The 16,713-nt window shown below is 66.9% G+C and carries 12 protein-coding genes and 1 tRNA gene; 4 read left to right on the top strand and 9 right to left on the bottom strand.

The genetic code is table 11. From position 1 onward, the window contains the following. Positions 1 to 70 precede the first annotated feature (70 nt). Positions 71 to 3,211 carry an AfsR/SARP family transcriptional regulator gene (locus ABQF30_RS06490; RefSeq protein WP_448461964.1) on the top strand — a complete coding sequence of 1,047 codons (3,141 nt, stop codon included), beginning with the start codon at positions 71 to 73 and terminating at the stop codon, positions 3,209 to 3,211. Positions 3,212 to 3,245: 34 nt separating this feature from the next. Here the strand turns inward: ABQF30_RS06490 and ABQF30_RS06485 are convergent. The 4 genes from ABQF30_RS06485 to ABQF30_RS06470 form a co-directional block, all read right to left on the bottom strand. Beyond that, positions 3,246 to 3,320: transfer RNA gene (locus ABQF30_RS06485), tRNA-Gln, on the bottom strand. A gap of 115 nt (positions 3,321 to 3,435) precedes the next feature. Beyond that, positions 3,436 to 4,887: a glutamate--tRNA ligase gene (gene gltX / locus ABQF30_RS06480; protein WP_448461963.1), complete on the bottom strand. Its 1,452-nt coding sequence runs from the start codon at positions 4,885 to 4,887 to the stop codon at positions 3,436 to 3,438. Continuing rightward, positions 4,884 to 5,681, bottom strand: coding sequence for a fumarylacetoacetate hydrolase family protein (locus tag ABQF30_RS06475; protein WP_448461962.1), 798 nt, complete (start codon positions 5,679 to 5,681; stop codon positions 4,884 to 4,886). The genes gltX and ABQF30_RS06475 overlap by 4 nt, the downstream gene beginning before the upstream one ends. 50 nt (positions 5,682 to 5,731) lie before the next feature. Then, complete coding sequence (locus tag ABQF30_RS06470; RefSeq protein ID WP_448463502.1) at positions 5,732 to 6,901, bottom strand: alpha/beta hydrolase family protein; 1,170 nt, start codon at positions 6,899 to 6,901, stop codon at positions 5,732 to 5,734. A 130-nt stretch (positions 6,902 to 7,031) separates the two neighbouring features. On the opposite strand from ABQF30_RS06470, the gene ABQF30_RS06465 reads away from it, so the two are divergent. Then, positions 7,032 to 8,219 (top strand): MFS transporter, encoded by a 1,188-nt coding sequence (locus ABQF30_RS06465; RefSeq protein ID WP_448461961.1) that lies wholly within the window; start codon positions 7,032 to 7,034, stop codon positions 8,217 to 8,219. Between the two features lie 67 nt (positions 8,220 to 8,286). Here the strand turns inward: ABQF30_RS06465 and ABQF30_RS06460 are convergent, their stop codons facing one another. Together ABQF30_RS06460 and serA are read right to left on the bottom strand one after the other, a co-directional pair. Then, positions 8,287 to 9,297 (bottom strand): 3-isopropylmalate dehydrogenase, encoded by a 1,011-nt coding sequence (locus ABQF30_RS06460; RefSeq protein WP_448461960.1) that lies wholly within the window; start codon positions 9,295 to 9,297, stop codon positions 8,287 to 8,289. After that, positions 9,294 to 10,889 carry a phosphoglycerate dehydrogenase gene (gene serA / locus ABQF30_RS06455; protein WP_448461959.1) on the bottom strand — a complete coding sequence of 532 codons (1,596 nt, stop codon included), beginning with the start codon at positions 10,887 to 10,889 and terminating at the stop codon, positions 9,294 to 9,296. Before serA ends, ABQF30_RS06460 begins: the two co-directional genes overlap by 4 nt. 78 nt (positions 10,890 to 10,967) lie before the next feature. On the opposite strand from serA, the gene ABQF30_RS06450 reads away from it, so the two are divergent. Beyond that, positions 10,968 to 12,398: a phytoene desaturase family protein gene (locus ABQF30_RS06450; protein WP_448461958.1), complete on the top strand. Its 1,431-nt coding sequence runs from the start codon at positions 10,968 to 10,970 to the stop codon at positions 12,396 to 12,398. Further along, positions 12,395 to 12,994 carry an NAD(P)H:quinone oxidoreductase gene (gene wrbA / locus ABQF30_RS06445; protein WP_448461957.1) on the top strand — a complete coding sequence of 200 codons (600 nt, stop codon included), beginning with the start codon at positions 12,395 to 12,397 and terminating at the stop codon, positions 12,992 to 12,994. Before ABQF30_RS06450 ends, wrbA begins: the two co-directional genes overlap by 4 nt. 59 nt (positions 12,995 to 13,053) lie before the next feature. Here wrbA and ilvC read toward each other — a convergent pair whose 3' ends face one another. Genes ilvC through ABQF30_RS06430 form a run of 3 tightly spaced genes read right to left on the bottom strand, consistent with a single transcriptional unit; the run spans position 13,054 to position 16,486 of the window. Then, positions 13,054 to 14,055, bottom strand: a complete 1,002-nt coding sequence (gene ilvC / locus ABQF30_RS06440) for a ketol-acid reductoisomerase (protein WP_448463500.1) — start codon at positions 14,053 to 14,055, stop codon at positions 13,054 to 13,056. Positions 14,056 to 14,108: 53 nt separating this feature from the next. Continuing rightward, positions 14,109 to 14,621 (bottom strand): acetolactate synthase small subunit, encoded by a 513-nt coding sequence (gene ilvN, locus ABQF30_RS06435; protein ID WP_448461956.1) that lies wholly within the window; start codon positions 14,619 to 14,621, stop codon positions 14,109 to 14,111. Then, the gene (locus ABQF30_RS06430) at positions 14,621 to 16,486 is read right to left on the bottom strand and encodes an acetolactate synthase large subunit (RefSeq protein WP_448461955.1); all 1,866 of its coding nucleotides are present in this window, start codon (positions 16,484 to 16,486) and stop codon (positions 14,621 to 14,623) included. Before ABQF30_RS06430 ends, ilvN begins: the two co-directional genes overlap by 1 nt. Between the last annotated feature and the right edge of the window lie 227 nt (positions 16,487 to 16,713).

The raw sequence follows: 16,713 nt of genomic DNA, 5'->3' as shown, positions 1-16,713 counted from the left end.
AACCGGCCGCGCACGGTTCACGCACGGCCGGCGCACGACGTTGTCACCCCAACCGGATACCGTCGATATCGTGCGATTCGGGGTGCTGGGCCCGCTGATGGTGTGGACCGATGACGGCCGGGAGGTCCGGGTGCCCGAGGCCAAGGTCCGGCTGCTGCTCGCCGATTTGCTGCTACACGAGGGCCGCCCGGTGTCCGTGGATCGACTCGTAGATCATCTGTGGGGCGATCGGCCGCCGGGAGACCCCCGCAACACCCTGCAGACCAAGGTTTCCCAGCTGCGCAGAACGCTGGAGCGGGCCGAGGCGGGAACTGGCGGGCTGGTGGCCCACCAATCCAGCGGTTACCTCATGCCGGTCGATGTGGACACCACGCAGTTCCGGAAGCTGACGGAGCGTGCGCGCGCCACCGACGATGCCCGCCTCCGGGCTGAATTGATGGCCGACGCGCTCGCGCTGTGGCGTGGTCCGGTGCTGGCCGAGTTCGCCGACGAGCCGTTCGCCGCCCCCATGATCGCGCGGCTGGACGGAGAACGGGTGGCCGCACAGGAAGATTGGGCGGCGGCTCGGCTGGAAGTCGGCGACCAGGACGGATTGACCGACGAGCTCGGCGAGCTGACCGCCGCGCATCCACTGCGCGAACGGATACGCGAGCTACACATGCTCGCGTTGTACCGCGCGGGCAGGCAGAGCGAGGCCCTGGAGAGCTATCGGCAGCTGCGCAGGCTGCTGGCCGACGACTTGGGGCTGGCACCCGGACCCGACATCGTCGCCCTGCATCAGGCCATCCTGGAACAGGATCCAGCGCTGGCGATACCGTCGCCGCCCCGGACCAACCTGCCCGCGCCGTTGACCGAGCTGATCGGCCGGGACGAGGCGGTGCAATCCGTGGCGTCACTGTTGAGCGCCACGCGACTGGTCACGCTGACCGGACCAGGTGGTGTCGGCAAGACCCGGCTGGCACTGCAGACGGCGCGAAATCTGCCGAATGCGTGGCTGGTGGAACTCAGCGGCCTTGACCGCCACGACGACGCAGCACACCGCCCGCCGGACGAACTGGTGGTCGACGTGATGGCGAGCACACTGAACATCCGCGACGAGCACGGCTGCGACGTCAGACGATTGGCGCAGTACCTGCGGGGCAGGGACATGGTGCTGGTGCTCGACAACTGCGAAGGGGTGATCGAACCGGCCGCGGCGCTGGCCACCGCGTTGCTGGAATCGGTGCCGGATCTGCGGATCCTGGCCACCAGCCAGCAGGCGCTCGGCGTGGCGGGCGAATTGGTGTGGAACGTCCCACCCTTGACGGTCCCCGGCCCAGGATCGGTTGCCGCCAAGGACGTTCGAGCGTTCAGTGCGGTTCAGCTGTTCGTGGCCCGTGCCGCGGCCACCGCTCCGGGCTTTTCGCTCGACGAGGACAACGCCGCCGCGGTGGCCGCGATCTGCCGTCGGCTGGACGGCGTGCCGCTGGCATTGGAGCTGGCAGCCACCCGCATCCGTGCGCTGGGACCGGACGAGCTGCTCGAGCGCCTTGACGATCGATTCCGGCTGCTCGGCAACGCCAATCGCGGGGCGCCACAGCGACACCGCACACTGCGTGCGGTGCTGGATTGGAGCTGGCAATTGCTGAACCGGCCCACCCAGGCCGTGCTTCGGCGCATGGCGGTGTTCGCCGAGGGTTCGGATCTTGCTGCGGTTGAGGCGTTGTGCGGAGGCGACGGCGTGCCCTGCCATGATGTCGTCGGTCTGCTGACCGACCTGGTGGACCGGTCGTTGGTGGTCAGCGCCGCCGGCCCGCGCTATCGCCTACTGGAAACCGTGGTGGCATATGGCCTGGAGCGGCTGCGGGAGAACGACGAACTGGACGCCATGCGTCGCAAACATGCCGAGTACTACGTGCAGCTGGCTGAACGAGCGGCCGTTGGCTTGCGCACCAGCGAACAGTGCGCGTGGTTGGAATGGAGCCGGCTGGAGACGCCGAACCTGCGACGCGCCATGGAAACCGCCGTCGACGCCGGCGATACCGAGTTGGCGCTGCGCTTCGTCAATGCGATGGCGTGGTCCTGGTTCCTGCGCGGCCGAATCGGTGAGGCCCGCCGGTCGATCCGTCAGGCTCTTGCGCTGCCCGGCGACGCGGAGCCGCTGCGACACGTCGCCCGGTGCTGGGGCACGGGTCTGGCCATTGCGGCAGGCGAGGCGGTCGACGAAGAAGAGTTCGACATCGCCCAGCGGATCATCGACCCCGCCGACCGTGCGACGGCGTTCTGGTTCCTCGGCTACGTCACCACCTCGGCAGGCATGCCGCAGTCCCGCCGGCTCACCACGCGGGCGTTGCGCGAGTTCGAGCAGCTAGGCGACACGTGGGGCGTCGCGGTCGCGCTGATCGACCTCGTGACCCACCACCTGTCGGCCGCTGACTTCGTCGCCGCCGAGCGGGATGCCGCCCGCGGCACCGCGATGCTCGAAGGATTGGGCGAGCGCTGGGGCCAGTTGCAGGCCAGCTACATCACCGGCAGTCTTGCCGAGATCGCCGGCGACTACGACCGGGCCGAACGGATGCACCGAAACGGCCTGACCATGGCCGAGGAACTCGGACTGGCCCCGGAGATATCGTTCCAGCTGTCGTGGCTGGGCCGGATCGCGATGTTGCGAGGCGACCATCAGCGGGCGTGGGACCTGCACGAGAAGGCCAGACGGCTCGGCGCCGAGCAGGGGTTCAAGGCTGCCGAGATGTACGCCGAAACGGGCCTTGGCCTCGGGGCCCGCCGGACGGGGCAATTCGATGTCGCAGAGAAGCACATGCGTGACGTGTTGGACTGGCATCGCGCGCAGCGATTCCAGGCCGGCACCGCGTTCGCGCTGGCCGAACTGGGCTTCATCGCAGAAGCGCGCGGTGACGGCGCAACCGCGTTACGGCTGCACGAGGAGGGCTACGACATCGCCCGTGTCAGCGGCGATCCGCGTGCGGTCGCACTCGCGCTGGAGGGGCTGGCCGGCGCACATCGCCTGGACGGGTCGCCTGATGCCGCGGCGCGCCTGCTCGGGGCGGCCTCCCGGTTGCGTGAGTCCGTCGGCCGCCCGCTGCCGCACGGTCAGCGCGACGACGTCGACCGAATCGCAGGCACGCTGCGAGCGACCATGGGTGACGCGACATTCGATGCGGAATTCCGGCGCGGTGCCGACACGGGGGTCGAGGCTCTGATCGGAGATTGAAACGGCGCCACGTGGCGCCTCGCGCAAGACTTGATGGCTGGGGTACCAGGACTCGAACCTAGAATGGCGGTACCAGAAACCGCTGTGTTGCCAATTACACCATACCCCATTTAATGGCCATCACCGCTGGTCATGGCCATTTTCGGGCCGAATCGCCTGGCGGGGGCGTCCCCGCTTGCGCTTTCCGGGCCGACGAGCAGACTACCAAAGATTCGCGCCCACTTTTACACACGGTCCTTCGCGGCCCGCAGCCGCGCCAGACTTCGCTCACGGCCGAGCAGTTCCATCGACTCGAACAGTGGCGGGCTGACCGATGCTCCGGTGACCGCGACCCGGATCGGGCCGAACGCCTTACGCGGCTTGAGCTCCAACCCGTCAAGCAGCGCCGCCTTGAGCGCAGCCTCGATGTTGGCGGTGGACCACTGCGCGACCGGCTCCAGTGCGCTCAGCGCGGCGTCGAGAACCGGTGTGGCCTCGGGCTTGAGCTCCTTCGCCGCGGACTTCTCGTCGATCTCATAGGCGGCGTCGTTGAAGAACTTCAGCAGGCCCCACGCGTCACCGAGCACCACGATCCTGGTCTGCACCAGCGCGGCGGCTTCGGCGAATCCTGCGTCATCCAGCCCGGTGTCGTACCCATGTGTGACGAAATAGTCCCGCAGCCGGGTGGTGAAATCCTCAGGGGTCAGCAGCCGGATGTGCTCGGCATTGATCGCGTCGGCCTTCTTCTGGTCGAAGCGAGCCGGGTTCGAGTTGACGTTCACCACGTCGAACGCGGCCACCATCTCGTCGAGGCTGAACACGTCATGGTCGTCGGCGATTCCCCAGCCCAGCAGTGCCAGATAGTTCAGCAGCCCCTCCGGGATGAACCCCCGGTCGCGGTGCAGGAACAGGTTCGACTGCGGGTCGCGCTTGGACAACTTCTTGTTGCCGTCACCGAGAACGCTTGGCAGATGGGCGAATTCGGGGATCGCATCGGCAACCCCGATCCGGATGAGCGCCTGGTACAGGGCCAACTGACGTGGCGTGGACGGCAACAGGTCCTCGCCGCGCAGCACATGGGTGACCTTCATCAGCGCGTCGTCTACGGGATTGACCAAGGTGTACAACGGATCCCCACTGGCGCGGGTGATCGCGAAATCGGGTACCACGCCCGCCGCGAAAGTCGTCGGTCCGCGCACCAGATCGTTCCACGACAGGTCCTCGTCGGGCATCCGCAGCCGCAGCACCGGCTGACGTCCCTCGGCTGCGAATCGCGCCCGCTGCTCATCGGTGAGGGTTCGATCGAAATTGTCGTAGCCCAGCTTGGGATTACGTCCCGCCGCGTGATGCCGGGCCTCCACTTCTTCAGGCGTCGAGTACGCCTCGTAAACCTCGCCGGCTTCGAGCAGCCGTGCGATGACGTCGCGATAGATGTCACTGCGCTGAGACTGCCGGTACGGCGCGTACGGACCGCCGACCTCGGGCCCCTCGTCCCAGTCCAGCCCGAGCCAGCGCAGCGCGTCGAGGAGGGCGGCGTAGCTTTCGTCGCTGTCGCGCGCGGCGTCTGTGTCCTCGATGCGGAAGACGAACGTCCCGCCGGTGTGCCGGGCATACGCCCAATTGAACAGCGCGGTACGAACCAGCCCGACGTGCGGAGTACCGGTTGGGGACGGACAGAACCGAACTCTAGTCGTCATGACTTTCCTTTGCGCACAACAGGATTGGTGAGAGTGCCGATACCTTCGACGGTGATGCTCACGGTGTCGCCGTGTTCGATGGGCCCGACGCCTTCGGGGGTTCCGGTCAGGATGAGGTCCCCCGGTAGCAATGTCATCACCGCAGAGGCCCATTCCACGATCGCGCCGATGTCGTGAATCATCAACGAGGTTCGGCTGCGCTGACGCAGTTCTCTTCCGCCGGCAATCCCACGGATCACCTCGGTGCGCAGTTCCAAGTCCGAAGGGTCCAGATCGGTGACGATCCACGGGCCGACCGGGCAGAAGGTGTCATGGCCTTTCGCCCGCATCCACTGCCCATCCTTCTTCTGCTGGTCGCGCGCGGAGACGTCGTTGGCGATCGTGTAGCCCAGGATGTTCTCCGCGGCACGCGACGCGGGCACGTCCTTGCACGGCCGGCCGATGACGACGGCCAGCTCGCCCTCGTGGTGGACGGGATCGGCATCGGCGGGCAGTTGGATGGGCACGCCCGGCCCGACGATCGCGGTGTTGGGTTTGAGGAAGATCACCGGATCTTCGGGTGCGACAGCACCCATCTCCTCGGCGTGCGCGGCGTAGTTCTTGCCCATGCAGATCACCTTGCTGGCCAGGATCGGTGCGAGTAGGCGCACGTCGGCCAGCGGCCAGGTTCGTCCCGTGAAGGTGGGGTTCCCGAACGGATGCTCGGCAATCTCTTTGCAGACGGCATCTGACCCGTCGCCCTCGATGCTCACAAAAGCGACCCCGTCTGGACTGGCGATTCGACCTAAGCGCATTTTTGCCAGCGTAGTGCGCGGGGCGTTGCGGTCGGCCAGGGACGGGTCGCTCAGCGTCGGTCGAACGCCGCGCGAAGAAATGGTGTGGAGTCCGGCAGGGAGGCCAGCACCGTGCCGGAGTGATCTTCGTCGGGGTAGATCTTGAGTGTGACGTTCTGCCCGTTGGCCAACAGCTGCTCGTTGAGACGCATCGACATGGTCGGCGGGACATCCTGATCGAGCAAGCCGACCCCCAGGAAGATCGGCCGGTCGTAGCCACTGGTCGGCGTGCCCAGGTAGGCGTCGAGAGCTTCAGAAACACCGGGCAGGGTGGCCAGCGGGGCACGGAAGAACCCGGTCGGCGTCATGCCGGTAAGCGCCTCATCGAGTTGCGGCTTGCAGAACGTCTCGGCTTTGTCGACCGCGTCAACCCCGGCGGTCGTGAGCACGCTGTTGACGTCGATGTCAGGCCGGGCCTCACGGAACCCGGCCAGGATGTAGCCGGTGTAGCTGTTGGCGGCAGGCCCCAGGTTCGGCGGCAGTGCCATATCCGGGCCGGCCTGCTTGACGATGCTCTCGACGTTGAAGGGAGTTCCGGTCGCCACCACACCGCGGTAGTCCAGCCCGCTCCCGCGGCTGAATTCGGTGGCCCAGCGCGCACTGTTGACCGCGGCCCCGCCACCCTGGGACTGGCCGACGAGAGCCCATTTGGGCGACAACGGCAGGTCCATCTGGTGCATGGCGATCACCGAGTCGACGACGCTGTGCGCGGTGGCGATGGTGTTCAGATAGCTCATCAAGCCCGGCGTACCCAGACCCGCGTAGTCCGAGCCGACCACCGCGTAGCCCTGGTCGAGCCAATGCGTCAGATACTCGTTGTCCCGTTGACTGCGCGGCTGGGCCGAGGGCGCGCAATCGTCACCGAGACCGACGGTGCCGTGTGCCCATGCGATCGTCGGCCAGCCGCCGTCAGGCGTATCGCCATGCGGAATGAACACCGCTGCCGTGCTGACGGCCGGTGAATCATGTTGATCGGTAGTCGAATACAGGATCCGATAGGCCCGCCCCGCGCCTGGCACGGACAGGGCTGCATTCAGTGGCACCGACTCGATGAGTGTGCCTGCCGGTGGAATCGGACCGTCGAAGTACCGAGCATCGAGGCCGGACCAATTCGGCGCCGCCGCGGTCGCCACCGGGGCCGGTCCAAAGATTCCAACCACGAGCAACGCCACAGCCGCCAACCATTTCACGGCTCCAGGGTATTGGTACGCCGCGGAAGGTGTTCGGAGGGAACACCTTGCCCTTCCGCCGCTGTCTCAAATAGTGAGAAGTAAATTCGGGATGCTGAGATAGGTGTGAAACGATGCGGTCATGTCTGTTTCGTCGATCAGCACATTTCGCCGCTGGTCGATGCTCGGCATCGCCCTGACCGCGACCACCTGCGCCAACGTGTTCATCAACGGCGCCGCGTTCCTCATCCCCACCCTGCACAGCGAGCGGGGCCTGGATCTGGCCACAGCCGGTCTGCTGTCCTCGATGCCGAGCTTCGGCCTGGTTGTCACCCTGATCGCCTGGGGGTATCTGGTCGACCGGGTCGGCGAACGGATCGTGCTGACCGTCGGCTCGGCACTGACCGCCGCTGCGGCGTTCGCGGCGGCCTCCGCCGACTCTCTGGTGCTCGTCGGTGCTTTCCTGTTGCTGGGCGGCATGGCAGCGGCGAGCAGCAATGCGGCCAGCGGTCGGGTGGTGGTCGGCTGGTTCCCTGCCGAACAGCGCGGGCTCGCGATGGGCATCCGGCAAACGGCGACTCCGCTGGGAGTTGGCTTGGGCGCCTTGGTGATCCCGCGAGTCGCCGAGAGTCACGGCGTGTCGACGGCGCTGCTGTTTCCGGCCGTGGTGTGCGTCATCGCCGCGCTCATCTGCGCGGTCGGCGTGCTCGACCCGCCGAGGCCGCCGCGCCACGAGGCACCCGCCGAGCACCTGGCCAACCCGTACCGCGGCTCGTCGGTGCTGTGGCGCATCCACGCCGTATCGGTGTTGTTGGTGGTGCCCCAAGGCATGGTGTGGACATTCACGCTGGTGTGGCTCATGAGCGACCGCGGCTGGTCAGCGGCGTCGGCGGGCGCGCTGGTCACCGTGTCTCAACTCCTGGGCGCCGCTGGGCGAATCGCCGCGGGCCGGTGGTCGGATGTGATCGGCCAACGATTGCGCCCCATCCGCACGATCGCCCTGGCGGCGGCGGCGACGATGGCACTGTTGGCGTTCACCGACTGGCTGGATTCACCGATCAGCGTCGCGTTGATCGTGATCGCGTCGGTGATCACGGTGTCGGACAACGGTTTGGCGTTCACGGCCATTGCCGAGATCTCCGGACCGTTCTGGAGTGGTCGCGCCCTGGGCACTCAGAACACCGCCCAACACCTGGCGACAGCGACTTCGGCGCCGCTGTTCGGTGCACTGATCGGCGCCGCCGGATACCCGCTCGCGTTCGCGGCGTGCGCGTTGCTGCCGTTGTTGGCGGTACCGCTCGTGCCGCCCGATGAGCGCATATCCGCCTAGCCGTCGTCGACCGTGCAGTCAGAGCGTCGAATCCCGAGAAACCACGCTCTGGCCGCACACTCGACGTTCAGAGCAGCGACAGGATCCGCTCGCCGACCTCGCTGGTGGACAGCTTGGCGTCGCCGCGGGTGGCCAGATGTTCCGACACCGCCTTGTCGACCCTGCCCGCCGCGTCGGTTTCACCGACATGGGCGAGCAGCAGCGCGACACTCATCACCGCGGCGGTCGGATCGGCGATCCCCTGCCCCGCGATGTCGGGAGCGCTGCCGTGTACCGGCTCGAACATCGACGGATTGGTCCGCGTGGCATCGATATTCCCGCTGGCGGCCAGGCCGATTCCGCCGCACACCGCAGCCGCCAGATCGGTGATGATGTCGCCGAACAGGTTGTCGGTGACGATCACGTCGAAGCGGCCGGGGTCGGTGACCATGTGGATGGTCGCGGCGTCGATGTGCTGGTAGGCGACCTCGACATCGGGGAATTCGGCCCCGACCTCGGACACCACCCGCGACCACAGGCCGCCGGCGAAAGCCAGCACATTCGTCTTGTGCACCAGAGTCAGATGCCTACGCCGGCCCTGCGCACGGGTGAACGCGTCACGCACCACCCGCTCGACACCGAATGCGGTGTTCACGCTGACCTCGGTGGCCACCTCCTGCGGGGTGCCGACCCGCAGCGCACCCCCGTTGCCGGTGTAGGGCCCCTCGGTGCCCTCACGCACCACGACGAAATCGATGGCCGAGACATCCGAGAGCGGGCTGCTCACACCGGGATACAGCCGGCCCGGCCGCAGGTTCACGTGATGGTCCAGGGCGAACCTCAGTTTGAGCAGCAGGCCGCGTTCCAGCACGCCGCTGGGCACGGATGGGTCGCCGATCGCGCCGAGCAGGATCGCGTCGAAGCCGCGCAGCTCCTCGATGGTGGCTTCGGTCAGCAGTTCCCCGGTCGCGTGGTAACGCCGCGCACCGAGGTCGTATTCGGTTTTCTCGATCCCGGGCAGTACGGCGTCGAGCACTTTGAGGGCCTCGGCGATGACCTCGGGGCCGATGCCGTCACCGGCGATTACAGCGAGTCTCATGACAGGTCGACCACTTCCAGCGTGCTGGCGCCGACCGCGGAGGCGATCGCGGCACGCACATCGTCGGGGACATCGGTATCCAGGCGCAGCATCACGGTGGCGCTGTCACCGCTGGCGTCCTGGCTCATCTGTGCGGCCAGAATGTTCACGTTCGCGCCGCCGAGCAGGGTGCCGATCTTGCCGAGCGCGCCCGGCTGATCGCTGTAGTTGACGATCAGGTTGAAGCCCTCAGCGCGCAGATCGAAGTTGCGGCCGTTGATCTGGACGATCTTCTCCACCAGCTGCGGGCCGGACAGGGTGCCCGCCACATTGAGCGCCGAGCCGTCGGCATGCACCGCACGGACGTCGACGACGCTGCGGTGGTTCGGGCTCTCGGTGGCGGTGCTGATCTCGGCGGCCACGCCGCGGTCGGCGGCCAGCGCAGGCGCATTGACGAACGTCACCTGCTCGTCGACGACAGCGGAGAACAACCCGCGAAGCGCCGAAAGTTTCAGTATGTCAACGTCTCCTGGACCGCCGCTGGCAAGCTCGCCGCGTACCTGCACGGACAGCGACACCGGCGGTGCGTCGGAAAGCGCACCCACCAGCACGCCGAGCTTGCGCACAAGATCCAGCCACGGCGCCACCTCTTCACCGACCACGCCACCACCGACGTTGACCGCGTCGGGCACGAACTCGCCGGCCAGCGCCAGTTTCACGCTGGCAGCCACATCGGTGCCGGCCCGGTCCTGCGCCTCGGCGGTCGAGGCACCCAGGTGCGGGGTGACGACGACCTGAGGCAGCGCGAACAGCGGGCTGTCGGTGCACGGCTCGGTGGCGAACACATCGAGCCCGGCGCCCCGCACATGCCCACTGTTGATGGCGTCGGCCAGCGCCTGCTCGTCGATCAGGCCACCGCGCGCGGCGTTGACGATGATCACACCCGGCTTGGTCTTGGCCAGCGCTTCCTTGCCGATCAGACCCGCGGTCTCTTTGGTCTTGGGCAGGTGCACCGAGATGAAGTCGGCGCGGCCGAGCAGTTCGTCGAGGCTCAGCAGTTCGATGCCCAGTTGGGCGGCGCGGGCCTGGGACACGTAGGGGTCGTAGGCCACGATGTGCGCTCCGAAGGCGGCCAGCCGCGCCGCGACCAGCTGCCCGATGCGGCCGAGGCCGACCACGCCGACGGTCTTGCCGAAGATTTCGGTGCCGGAGAACGACGAGCGCTTCCAGGTGCGGTCCCGCAACGTCGCGTCAGCTGCCGGGATCTGCCGGGCGGCGGACAGCAGCAACGCCAGCGCGTGTTCGGCGGCACTGTGGATGTTCGACGTCGGCGCGTTGACCACCAATACGCCGCGGGCGGTGGCAGCGTCGACGTCGACGTTGTCCAGGCCGACGCCGGCGCGGGCGACGATCTTGAGCTTGGGTGCGGCGGCGATGACCTCGGCGTCGACGGTGGTTGCCGAACGCACCAGCAGCGCGTCGGCGTCGGGCACGGCGGCGAGAAGCTTCTCGCGGTCCGGACCGTCGACCCACCTGACCTCTACCTGGTCACCGAGGGCGGCAACGGTCGATTCCGCGAGCTTGTCGGCAATCAGTACAACGGGAAGACTCACCCGGACAGCCTAATGTGTGGCTATGCGCCGCTGGACGGCCACTACCACGGGCGTCCAGGCATGCGGTCTACTGGACGGGTGGACGTCACGATTGTCGGCAGCGGCCCCAACGGTCTGACGGCCGCGGTCATCTGCGCGCGGGCCGGATTGTCAGTACGCGTCATCGAAGCCCAGCCCACCCCCGGTGGCGGTGCCCGCACGCTCGTCGATCCGGAGTTCTCGGGAGTCAGCCATGACATCTGTTCGGCGGTGCACCCACTCGCCCTGGCGTCGCCGTTCTTCGCCGCCTACGACTTGCCGGCCCGCGGCGTGAAACTGGCCGTCCCTGATATCTCGTACGCCAGCCCACTGCCCGGACGCCCGGCGGCCATCGGCTACCGCGACATCGACCGCACGTGCGCCGAGTTGGAGTCCGGCGATTCGTGGCGGCGGCTGCTCGGCCCGCTGGTCGAGGATTGCGACGGCGTTGTCGGCCTACTGTTGGGCGACAAGCGTTCCATCCCGCCGTCGCTTCCAGCGGCGCTGAAGGTGGCGCCCCGCTTACTCGCCCAAGGCACCGGCCTGTGGCGGTCGCTGAAGGGCGAGGACGCCCGCGCATTGTTCAGCGGCGTTGCCGCCCACACGATTTCGACGATGCCCTCCCTGGTGTCCTCAGGAGCCGGCCTGATGCTCGCCACCCTCGGACATGCGGTGGGCTGGCCGATCCCAGTGGGCGGATCGCAAGCAATTCCCGATGCCCTGATCGCCGATCTGAGCGCACACGGCGGCCAGCTGGTGACCGGCGAGGAGGTCACCGAACCGCCGTCCGGCGTGGTGCTCTACGACACCGCCCCTACCGCGCTGCTGTCGATCTACGGCGATGCGATGCCGGCTCGCTATGCGAAAGCGTTGCAGCGCTACACCTATGGCCCGGGGGTGGCCAAGGTGGACTTCGTACTATCCGACGAAATCCCCTGGCGTGACCCACGGTTGGCTGAGGCGCCGACGCTGCACCTCGGTGGCAGCCGGGCCCAGATGGTGTTGGCCGAATCGGAGATAGCCGCGGGTCGCCACGCCGCATGGCCGATGGTCCTTGCCGCACTCCCCCACATCGCCGACCCCGCACGTATCGACGCGCAGGGCCGGCGACCGCTTTGGGCGTACGCCCATGTGCCCGCCGGCTCGACCGTGGACATGGCCGAGACCGTGACCACGATCTTCGAACGCTTCGCGCCCGGATTCCGGGATGTCGTGGTCGGCGTGCGGAGCGTGCCGGCATCCCGGATGACCGAACACAACGCCAACCTGGTCGGCGGAGACATCGGGGTCGGCGGCAACAACATGGTCAGCGCGATTGCCGGGCCGACACCGCGGTTCAATCCATGGTCCACGCCGATACCGAAGGCGTACCTGTGCTCGTCGGCCGCTCCGCCCGGTGGTGGCGTCCACGGCATGGCCGGCTTCTACGCCGCCCGCACGGTTCTCAAACGCGAGTTCGGCATCAAGGATCTCCCTAAACTGAAGCCGTGACCAAACTCTCAGTCATCTACTACTCGGCAACTGGGCACGGCACCACCATGGCGCAGCGGGTGGCCGCCACAGCGGAGTCGGCAGGCGCCGAAGTGCGGTTGCGCCACATCGCCGAAACCCAGGATCCGGAGACGTTCGCCCACAATCCGGCCTGGACTGCCAATTACGATGCGACCAAGGGCCTTCCGGCAGCCACCGGCGAGGACATCGTGTGGGCGGACGCGGTGATCTTCGGCTCACCCACCAGATTCGGTTCCCCGACAGCGCAATTCCGCGCTTTCATCGACTCGCTGGGCGGGTTGTGGTCGCAGGGCAAGCTGGCCGACAAGGTGTACGCCGCGTTCACGTCGGCCCAAACCGCCCACGGTGGCCAGGAAACCACCCTGCTCAACCTGTACGTGTCGTTGATGCATTTCGGCGGCATCATCGTGCCACCCGGCTACACCGACGAGGTGAAGTTCAACGACGGCAATCCCTACGGCGTCGGGTTGACCGCCAACCGCGAGAACGTCAGCAAAATCGACGATACGACCACCGCGGCACTCGACCACCTGGCCCGGCGGGTCGTGAGCGTGGCGGATCGGCTCACCACGTAGCGATTTGTGGAGTTTCAGCCGCAACGGAAACGGCTGAAACTCCACAAATCACAAAGAAATCAAGCCGTTTCGGTGATCGGCCGGTCGACCCAGCTCATCAGGTCGCGCAGCTTCTTGCCGGTGACCTCGATCGGATGCTCGGCGTTCTCCTTGCGCAGACCCTCGAGCTCCTTGTTGCCGCCCTCGACGTTGGCGACCAGGCGCTTGACGAACGTGCCGTCCTGGATGTCCTTGAGGATGTCCTTCATGCGCTCTTTGGTGCCGGCATCGATGACACGCGGGCCGGACAGGTAGCCACCGAACTCCGCGGTGTCGGACACCGAGTAGTTCATCCGGGCGATGCCACCCTCGTACATCAGGTCGACGATGAGCTTGAGCTCGTGCAGCACCTCGAAGTAGGCCATCTCTGGGGCGTAGCCCGCCTCGACCATGACCTCGAAACCGGTCTTGACCAGTTCCTCGGTGCCACCGCACAACACGGCCTGCTCACCGAACAGGTCAGTCTCGGTCTCTTCCTTGAAGGTGGTCTTGATGACGCCGGCACGGGCACCACCGATCGCGGCGGCGTAGGACAGCGCCAGGGCCTGGCCCTCGCCCTTGGGGTCCTGATCGATGGCGATCAGGCACGGCACACCCTTGCCGTCGACGAACTGACGACGCACCAGGTGGCCGGGGCCCTTCGGCGCGACCATGCCGACGGTGACGTTGGCCGGCGGCTTGATCAGACCGAAGTGGATGTTCAGGCCGTGCCCGAAGAACAACGCGTTGCCGTCCTCCAGATTCGGCTCGATGTCGCCTGCGAAGATCTCGGCCTGAGCGGTGTCCGGCGCGAGCACCATGATCACATCGGCCCACTTGGCGACCTCGGCCGGCGTACCGACCTCCAGGCCCTGCTCGGTGACCTTCTCGCGGGACTTCGAGCCCTCCTTGAGGCCGACCTTCACCTGCACGCCGGAGTCGCGCAGCGAAAGTGAATGCGCGTGCCCCTGGCTGCCATAGCCGATGACCGCGACTTTGCGACCCTGGATGATCGACAGATCTGCGTCGTCGTCGTAAAACATCTCAACTGCCACGTGAATTTCCTTCTCTTTCTAGCTTTTACAGCCGTTTGACGCTACTTGACGGTGCCGATGCCGCGCGGACCGCGGGACACCGACACAACACCGGACTGCGCAAGTTCCCGAATACCGTACGGCTCCAGGACCCGCAGCAGGGCCTCCAACTTCTCCGGCGTTCCGGTGGCCTCGACCGTCAACGACTCCGTCGAGACATCAACGACTTTGGCGCGGAACAGGTTCACCGCTTCGATGACCTGGCTTCGGGTGTTCGCATCGGCTCGCACCTTGATCAGCGCGAGTTCCCGGGCGACCGCGTTGTCCTCTTCCTGCTCGACGATCTTGATCACGTTGATCAGCTTGTTGAGCTGCTTGGTGATCTGCTCCAGCGGCGAGTCCTCGACGCTGACCACGATCGTCATCCGCGACATGTCTTTCTGTTCGGTCGCGCCGACCGCCAGTGACTGGATGTTGAAGCCACGGCGGGAGAACAGGGACGCCACCCGGGCGAGGACGCCCGGTTTGTCTTCGACGAGAACCGACAACGTGTGTGTGGGGGTTCCGTTACTCATCAGGCATGCCCCTCGGACTCGTCGTCGAACAGCGGTCGGATGTCGCGGGCGGCCATGATCTCGTCGTTGCTGGTGCCCGCGGCGACCATCGGCCACACCTGGGCATCGGCCCCGACGGTGAAGTCGATCACCACCGGGCGGTCGTTGATGGCGCGGGCCTGATTGATCACGTCCTCGACGTCTTCAGCTCTCTCACAACGCAATCCGACACAGCCCAGCGCCTCGGCCAGCTTGACGAAGTCCGGGATCCGCCGTGAGTGCGTGGCCAGGTCGGTCTGGCTGTAGCGCTGGTCATAGAACAGCGTCTGCCACTGCCGAACCATGCCCAGGTTGCCGTTGTTGATGAGCGCCACCTTGATCGGTGCACCCTCGACGGCACAGGTGGCGAGCTCCTGATTGGTCATCTGGAAGCAGCCGTCACCGTCGATGGCCCACACCTCGGCCTCGGGCCGGGCGAACTTGGCTCCCATGGCCGCAGGCACGGCGAAGCCCATCGTGCCGAGACCACCCGAGTTCAGCCAGGTGCGCGGGTTCTCGTACTTGACGAACTGCGCGGCCCACATCTGATGCTGGCCCACACCCGCGACGTAGATCGCCTCCGGCCCGGCGATCTGCCCGAGCTTCTCGATGACGAACTCCGGGGACAGGCTGCCGTCGCTCTGCGGCCCGTAACTCAGCGGGTAGGTCGTCTTGATGTTGGACAAATACGCCCACCAGCTGTCCAGCTTGAGCGTGCCCGCATTGGTTCCGGTCTTGCGCAGCGATTCGGCCAGCTCGGTGATCACGGCCTTCACGTCGCCGACGATCGGCACGTCGGCATGCCGGTTCTTGCCGATCTCGGCGGGGTCGATGTCGGCGTGGATCACCTTGGCGTCGGGCGCGAACGAATCGAGCTTGCCGGTGACGCGGTCGTCGAATCGGGTGCCCAGCGCGACCAGCAGGTCGCTGCGCTGCAGCGCGGCCACCGCCGCCACCGTGCCGTGCATGCCCGGCATGCCCAGGTTCTGCTGGTGGCTATCCGGGAAGGCGCCGCGCGCCATCAGCGTGGTCACCACCGGGATGCCGGTCAGCTCTGCCAGATCCAGCAGTTCTGCGCTGGCATCGCCGCGGATCACGCCGCCGCCGACGTAGAGCACCGGCTTGCGGGCCTCGGCGATGAGCTTGGCGGCCTCACGGATCTGCCGGTTGTGCGGCTTGGTGTTCGGCTTGTAGCCGGGCAGGTCGATCCGCGGCGGCCAGCTGAACATGCACTGGCCCTGCAGGATGTCCTTCGGGATGTCGACGAGCACCGGACCCGGCCGGCCGGACGAGGCGATGTAGAACGCCTCGGCCAGCGCCTGTGGGATGTCATCGCCGTTGCGCACCAGGAAGTTGTGCTTGGTGATGGGCATCGTCATGCCGGTGATGTCGGCTTCCTGGAAGGCGTCCGTGCCGATCAGGCCCCGGCCCACCTGTCCGGTGATCGCGACCATCGGGATCGAATCCATGTGGGCATCGGCGAGCGGAGTCACCAGGTTGGTGGCGCCGGGCCCGGACGTGGCCATGCACACCCCGACCTTGCCGGTGGCGTGCGCGTAACCGCTGGCCGCGTGACCGGCACCCTGCTCGTGGCGGACCAGCACGTGACGCAGCTTCTGCGAGTCGAACAGCGGGTCGTAGACGGGGAGCACGGCTCCGCCCGGGATACCGAAGATGACGTCGACGCCGAGCTCCTCCAGCGACCGGATTACCGCTTGCGCCCCGGTGAGCTGGTGCGGTGCAACCCGCCCGGGCTGATCTGAATTCGATGCGGACTTGCCTGCGGCTGCGCCGCCGGCCGGCACAGTGGCCGGCCGTTCCGGCGGTCGCGTTGTCGGTGCGCTCACGGTGTTCTCTTCCCGTCCCTCTACGTTTCCTCTTCGCGGAACTCGGTTATCGATGATGGCTGGCGTGCTTGGGGCAACAAAAAACCCCCGTCAGCAGGCTGCTGTACGAGGGTGGCGCGTTGATGCTGTTGGCTATGCCCGGCAAAGGGCCAGCGCGGCATCAACGCGCCAACCAATTACTACGAGCAATCCCCGGGTCTGCATGATCGTTGACGGTAGCTGCCGTA

This window comes from Mycolicibacterium sp. XJ870, assembly GCF_053483975.1.
Note: the sequence above shows the minus strand (reverse complement) of the source record. Positions and strands in the feature narration are given on the sequence as shown.